4 protein-coding genes and 1 pseudogene are annotated in these 6,949 nt (G+C 33.9%); all 5 read right to left on the reverse strand.

The genetic code is table 11. The features are described 5' to 3' along the window. A pseudogene (locus AACZ53_RS13005) lies at positions 1 to 301 on the reverse strand (hypothetical protein); the annotation flags it as partial. Between the two features lie 116 nt (positions 302 to 417). Next, positions 418 to 996 carry a phage tail fiber protein gene (locus AACZ53_RS13010; protein WP_339839257.1) on the reverse strand — a complete coding sequence of 193 codons (579 nt, stop codon included), beginning with the start codon at positions 994 to 996 and terminating at the stop codon, positions 418 to 420. Between the two features lie 25 nt (positions 997 to 1,021). Continuing rightward, positions 1,022 to 3,649 (reverse strand): hypothetical protein, encoded by a 2,628-nt coding sequence (locus AACZ53_RS13015; protein ID WP_339839260.1) that lies wholly within the window; start codon positions 3,647 to 3,649, stop codon positions 1,022 to 1,024. 1 nt (position 3,650) lies between these two features. After that, entirely contained in the window at positions 3,651 to 5,378 is a 1,728-nt protein-coding gene (locus AACZ53_RS13020) for a hypothetical protein (protein ID WP_339839263.1), read from the reverse strand. Beyond that, the coding region (locus AACZ53_RS13025; RefSeq protein ID WP_339839266.1) for a hypothetical protein at positions 5,378 to 6,949 on the reverse strand (1,572 nt) is incomplete at its 5' end. The genes AACZ53_RS13025 and AACZ53_RS13020, both read right to left, overlap by 1 nt.

Here is a 6,949-nt window from a genome sequence, read left to right on the forward strand (position 1 = left end):
TTGAAGCAGTCGTTGTAATAGCATTGTCTTTAAAATTAATATCGTCAATTGATACGGAAGTAAGGTTGCTTAATGTTAAATTGCCAGTGTCAGAAACAATCGTGTTTCCATTTAAATTTATGTTGTCTACTGTTAATGCAGTCAACGTGCCCAATGACGTTACGTTTGTTTGTGCGGCTGTTGAAAGTGTGCCAGCCAAAGTGGTTGCTGTTAAACTTCCGTTAACAGTCGTGTTATCGTCTATTGCTAAAGTGCCAGTCGATGAAACAATCGTATTTCCGTTTAAATTTATGTTGTCCACTGTCAGTGCAGTAAGTGTGCCAGTAGATGTGATGTTTGGTTGAGCCGCAGTTGATAAAGTACCACCTAACGTAGTTGCAGTTAGTGAGCCGTTAACAGTAGTGTTATCATCTATTGCTAGTGTGCCAGTGAAGCCAATGACAATGCACCAGTTACAGCCAAATTTCCGCCCACTGAAACGTTGCCACTTGTAGTAATTGTCGAACCTTCAAAACTATCAGCAACAACAATGTCACCACTGCTATCAAATTTTAAATATTGATTTGCTCTGCTTGTAGGTAATGCGAAATCTATTGGTGCTGAATCAAAATGTTCAACTCTAATAACTCTGTGTTCAACCTTATCGTCAACTTCTTGTATGGCTTGCGTAAGCCTATCAAATTCAGCATTTACAGTTGAAGCTAAAAAACTTCCACTCGTTTGAAAATCACTCTGTCTTACAATACTTGTATCTCTTTTTAAAATTATTGTAGAACTTGCGGAAGGTGCAGATGTGAAAACAACTGAACCAGTACCACTGTCGCCACTGTTAAATGTTACTGAATAATCAGATGAAATAGATTTTAAAACATTATCAACGTATACTTCGATTGAGTCTGTGTCAGCAATTTCAAAATTGAAACTGAAAGCAGCAGTTGAAGAATCTGCGGTATAAGTTAATCTATTTGCACCGTCTGTGTATGTTGTAACTGTCATAAATTGAATTCCCGTATGCTAATATTTATTTTTGATTTGGTAAAAAATTTGGCAGTGATTCATAAATGAAATTATTATATTTTGACTGTCCTTTGTTTTTACGTGCATACCTTCTCAAATTTCTTTCTCTGTCTGCGTAACCTTTGCCATCAACCATTTGTGCCATATATTCGTGTAGGTATTTTCGATAAAGCATTTTCGTGTACCACAACGATTGTGCTGGTACTAAATCTAAAATAGTTTTTGTTGAATCACGCATCAACCTATTAAAATTATAATCGCCATCGTAAAGATATTTTGCTGTTTGGATTGGCACTTCTGTTGCAACAGAAGTTACTTTTATGAAATCTGAAAACAGCACACCTAATACATTCATTGCCTTTTTGTCTGGTGATTGATATTTTGTTTTTCCACCAAAAACTGCTCTTAAAACGTTGTCACCGCCAGCCATCATAAACAAGTCTGTTGCAATACCCATCGCACCACCTTGTTGTATTGCTCTCACAAAAAATTCATTGTTTGGTTTGTATTGTGTTTTGCCAGCTAAAAATTGTTTCAGCTGAACAATTAATCCACCCATAAATGTTAATGAAGCAACCAACGAAGCCGCAGTGCTAATTGTTGCTGACAAACCTTCTTGTTTGTACATTCTCATATAAACTTTTCTAAACATTGAAATAGGGTGTGCTTTAAATTGTGTCATTGATTTTATAACTTGTCCGCCAACACCAAGTGGATCGTTGAACAGTGCGGCACTATCAATATCAAATTGTGAAGGAGTCATCACCATTGTGTCAACAGCATCGTGCAAAGCCGAACTCACTTTTTGTCTTGTACTTGCTTTGCCGTAAGCAAATTCATATGTGCCTTCTGTTATTGCATACGGATCAATTCTTCCACGTTCATCAAGTGGTTGTTCTCTCAACAATTTTGTCCATTCACTTTCACCACCTTTTTTTGCACCTCTAATTCCAAACTTTTCTAATTGCTTTCTAAATTTTGGATTAAGTTCTTCAAATGGAACTTTAGCTTTAATAAGTCTACCAAGTTCTTGTCCGTAAACACCAGCCGCCATTGCCTTACGTCCTTCTGTCCACCAATTCAAACCACTCAACTTAAAAACTGCGTGTGCAGTCTTAACACTTACACCTTCCATTTTTCCAAAATTAGTCAAACTGTCTGATACGTTAAAACGTTCTTGTAATGCACCCAAATAACTTTCACAGCCTTCTAACATATAACGTGCGTAGTCATTCATATCTTTTGGTGAACCATTTTTTCCAAATCTAAAAATTGTAGAAAGAAGTTGTGGGGTAGGTAAGCCAAACAATCTACTGCCAGCAGTAATCATAATAGGTGTGTCCATCAGTGCAGTAATGAATGCTCCACCAAGTTTAGATGCAGCTTCAAAATTTCTTAATGTAGTAAACGCACTTGCAAGTTTAGAAGTTTCACCAATTATTGGATTTATTTTTCTATCCAAATATCTTTTAACAGCATCAACTTCACCTAATCTACCTTTGCTTCTAAATGCATTGTCGTACTTTTGATTGTTCTCTAATTCTTTAATAAATCTGCTTACACCATTTTTATAATCAGCACCAAAAAACTGTACCAACGAAAGTTCTCTCGTTGTGTTGTTAAAATAATTCATTAGTAACACACGACTGTCTACGTCTGAAAATTTACGTGATAACGAATTAAAAGTTGCACCATCTTTAAATGTTAAACTTGGTACTCTGTCTTGTGGCATATCATCAATTGGTTTTGCTTCATCACCATCGAAAATACCTTTTAAATTTGTATCGCCTTGTTCTCGCCAATCTGGTGAACTCTTTTGTGTATAGTTGTCGTAAATTCGTGTAGCCACCAGTCTACGTGCATCTATGTCGCCGTGTACCGCCATATCTAACCCATCAGCTATCTCATTTACAAAACTATCTTTATCAACATTTTTAATCTTATTTTGTGCCCATCTAATTTTAATATTGTTGTCTAAAAGTATGTTGTTATCACCATTTTGTTTACGTCTTTCAAACAGCTTATATTTTGCATCAAAAAACTCTTTTGCCATTTTGTATGCATTAACATTCTTTGTGACTGAATTAACGTTGTTTGGATTTTTGAAGAACACAAAAAACTCCGTCAACATATCGTCAAAGTTTTCTTGTTTCTGTATAAACTTAATTGGATCACTTCCAATTTGGCTTGTAGTTTTTGACAAGAACTCACCTAACGAATTTTGAAATAAACTTTTTTCAATACTTTCTAATGGAATATCTGTCGTATCGTTTGTGTTGTATATCAAACTTATAAATGCTCGTTGGTATGCTTTCTGTCTTGTAACTCTGCCGTCTTTTGCAATGATTGTATCTGCAACACTATCAAGTTCTTCAAATCTTGTTTTAAGTTGTGTTTCTGTGCTTAATCTTCTTATTGTGTTATCAACTGTATTCTTTGTTTTAATTTGAAACTCTCTGTCTAATTTTACTTGTAAGGCAGTTTTATCACCAACAGTGGTGTCAATTTCTTTTCCATCAATTCTTAATTGTTCTTTGTTAGAACGAACTTTTTGTAATAAGTTTTCTTTTTCACTATTATCTAAAACTTTGCCTACTGTACTTGCAAAATCATCAAAACATTTTTTAGTCATTTTAACTTCCTTTTGGCAAACAGATATGTAAATCTTCTATTGCTTTTCTTTCTTTTTTTAATGCTTGCTGTTTGTTTCTCAAATCAACAAGTATTCTGCCTAATGCATCTTTACTTGCTTCTGCTGAATCTTTTATAATTAACGTTCCACTTTTTGCGTTCCACGTAATACCTAAATCTTTTAATTGTCTTGTTTTAAATATCGGTTGTGAGAGAACTGCACTTATCATCGTGTCAATTTCTTTACTTGCAGAATTATATAATGTTCCTCTGCTTTCATCTGCTGCTTCTATAATGTTTTTAGTTCTGTAAACTTCTTTTGTTTTTAGAAGTTCATCTGACATAAGTCTGCCACCTCTATTTGAAATAAGCTGTTCGTTAATCTTTTCAACAGAGCTGTCTTGTAATTCTGTGTTTAATACTTTTTTCTTTAATTCAACTGTTTCTGAAAGAGTTTTAATTTTTTGTTTTAATTCTTTTTTTGGTAGTTTGGTTGTACGTCTACCATTTTTAACATTGTAAATTTCTTTTACCTTGCCAGTAGCATCATCTAATTCGATGTCAAAACTTTCTTCTTCTATTTTAACACGTGTTCTTTCAACTTGTGTTTCATCTAAAACTGCTTTTCTGCCTATTTCTTTTTCTAATGCTTTTACTCTTTGTGAAATTCTTTCAATGGCAATGACTTCATCATTTAAAGTGTCTGTAAATTTAAACAATATTTGTGGAAAATTTTCTTTTGTAATTCTTGTTTGTAGGGTGGGGGTTATTTTAACAATGTCGTATCTACTTCCTTCAACTACTAAAAAATTATCTTCCTTATAAAGTTTTGCACCTCTATCTTTTATATTTTTTGATACAGTTCCGTCTGTTTTAACGATGATGGGTGTTTCGGTTAGATTGGTTATATTGGTGTTTTTGAGTAGATTGGTGTCTAATGCATCTGCTGTGCCAGTCAGTCTATTTGCACCCAACAGTGTTTTTGTAGCAACTAAGTCTACGTCTGTTGAAATTTTACCTTCATCTAACGGACTTTTAATTGTGTCAACAACATCTAACACTTCTTTATCTGTTTTAATTTGTGCAGAACGTGCCATCTTGTATGCACCTTTAACTCCGTCTGCCAGTGAAGATAAACCAAAGCCAGCACCAAAAGCAAAACCAATGTTCAACGCAACATCTGAAACTTCCATATCAACACCACGTGCCTTTTCAGCCGCCAGTGCAAGTGGAGTAATTGTTGTTCCTTCTATAATTGCGTTTGCCGCACCAACTCTCGCCGCACGATTCAAAAAACTTACAGCTTTGCCAGCACCAAATGTAAATGGAATAAAATTAACTGGATCGAGTGCCGCACCAGCAAACATTCCACCAAACCTTGCAACCTTACCTAAACCAGTTGCACGTTCTGTTATTGCTTGTGCTTCTTCTTGTAATGACATTTCGTCTTGTATGTTACGAGCAACCTCCCAACTTAAATCTTCACTCCAACTTATATCTTCTCTGTAATACGGATTGCTTTCATTCCATTCTTCAAATGGGATTACATCATCTGCACCACTACGTGCTCTTAAAAGCAAATTGTAATCTTTTGCGTAACTTAAAGTTGTTTCTTCAAAACCTTGTTTCGTACCAACACCCAAATTATCAAACACAGAACTTTTTGGTATTTGAATATCATTTACCGATTGGATTTTTCCAAACTTCGATGGGGGTGTAAGTGCACTCATTATGGTACTAATGGAGCTTCGCCACTTTCATATGTTTTGTTATCTTGTTCGACACTGATACTTCTAACAATATCTGTTAAACTTTGTAATGGAGTCATTAAAACACTTTCAACGTTTGAAGTTGTTCTAATTCTTTGTTCTTTAACTTTCCATTTTTCTAAAACTTCTTTTTGCACTTCTAAATTTTTAAGTTTTGAAAGATAATCAAACTCTGACAGATAATCTAAAATGTAAGGTTTAAGTTCACCATCTTTCATATACAAACTGATTGCATTTAAGTTTTGCATATCTCTACCAGTAACACCAATGTCGCCAGCAAAAACATCAACATAGTTCATACCATCAGCATCAGCAGTTTCTTTATAAACAATTTCTTTTAGTTGAGTTATTTTTTCAAATGTAGAAGTGTTGACTGTTGCTGTCCCAACTTCAAATGTGCTAGTAGGTACTTCAACTATTTTCGTATCTTTAATTTGACTATTAATATTTTTATTTAAATTTTGTTTTTTGTCATAACTCCACGTTTCATCAAAATCAATTATTGAAGTTTCTGTGTTGTATGCATCATCTGTATTAACCATTACATCTGAATAAACAAACTGTTTTGAGCCACTTGGTAATTTTTGATAAATTTCTGCTGCGAATAAAATATTTGAATTCTGTATAATTTTTGCACTACCGCCTTCAACCACAACAGTGTACTCATCTTTGTTTTCAACAACATCTTGTAATGTGAAATTTGCTGAACTTGTAATGCTGTACCTATGTGGATTTTCTAACATATCTTCAACATTGTTTTTAATTGCAACAGCATCTAAATTTTGTGGAACGAAAACACTTTGTTCATTAATATCTACATACTGATAGATACCGCCTTCATTGCCAAACTTACCAATGGTGTTGTTAATAGCTTTTTCGTTATCGCCAATCGTTGCTAAATTTTTAAGATAATATGCATAAGCACCTTCGTAAATGTCGTTATATAAATCTTCATTACCTCTAAATGATGAACCAAAATTTTCTTTAAAAGAGGTTGCAAATGCTTTCTCATCATCAGCAAAAGTTGTTCTGCTATCTTTTAATGCATTTTTATTTTGTTCTTTGTCTTTTAATGACTGCCATATTGTGCCAGCAGTAGCTGGTTCTTTTTCAACCATATCAAAAACTACTCGATAACCATCATCTAATTCTGCATCTAACAAAAATTTTTCAGTGTACTTTCCAAATTGTGCTTTTTGTTTTGCAACAATTGCCAATGCACTAGCTTGTGTGTCAGCTGTTTCTAATTCTCCTTTGTATGTTTCTAAATTTGATTTAGGCATAATAAGCAATCTATCGGCTGATATACCTACGTTACTTTTAACAAGTTCGTGTGCTTTTGTAATTTCTTGTTCGTTATCAAAATTATAAGTTATTCCTTGTAGTGATAAAATTTTATATGGATTGCCTTCTGCAATGGCATCTTGTTTAAATTTCACATTTTTTGTAATTGCATCTACTTTTGCTTCTGCAATTTCTATATCTTTATTTCTTTCTGTACCAGCTGGTGCTTGTAATATAATTGAATATTC

The organism is uncultured Flavobacterium sp. (genome assembly GCF_963975005.1).
GTDB lineage: Bacteria > Bacteroidota > Bacteroidia > Flavobacteriales > Flavobacteriaceae > Flavobacterium.